Genomic DNA, 508 nt, shown 5'->3' with positions numbered 1-508 from the left:
CTTTCCCGGCGGCACGAACACCACCTCGACCTGCGGCTCAGCCTTGAGCGGGTCGAGATCGTCGAAATTGGCGATGCGGCCAAGCATCGGCACCGCCACCTTCAGCGCGCGCGCTTCGCCGGACGCCAGCCGCTCCAGCACCACCGAATCTTCCGAAGGCAAGCGTGCCGCCGCCTTCAGCCACGGAACGACACCGAAACAGCGCCAGCCCGTGAATGTCTCGATCGACTTCAGGCCGTCGTCAAACAGCGAAACGTCGCCGCGGAACTTGTTGATGAGGTAGCCGGCGATCATGCGCCGGTCCTCTTCCGGGAGGATCAGATGCGTGCCGGCCACCGAAGCGATGACGCCGCCGCGATCGATGTCGCCGACCAGCACCACGGGCACGTCGGCGCGCGTGGCAAAGCCCATATTGGCGATGTCGCGGCTGCGCAGGTTGATCTCGGCCGGCGAGGCGGCGCCCTCGACGATGACCAGATCGGCGCCCTCGCCGACCTTGCCCCAGGAG

The 508-nt window shown here is 67.1% G+C and carries 1 protein-coding gene; it reads right to left on the bottom strand.

The features are described from left to right. Window positions 1-508: AAA family ATPase (locus EN969_RS34660; protein ID WP_164758825.1), on the bottom strand; the 508-nt coding region annotated here is incomplete at both ends.

This window comes from Mesorhizobium sp. M7A.F.Ca.CA.003.01.2.1, assembly GCF_003998945.1.
Taxonomy (GTDB): domain Bacteria; phylum Pseudomonadota; class Alphaproteobacteria; order Rhizobiales; family Rhizobiaceae; genus Mesorhizobium; species Mesorhizobium ciceri.
This window is presented reverse-complemented; position numbering and strand designations above follow the sequence as displayed.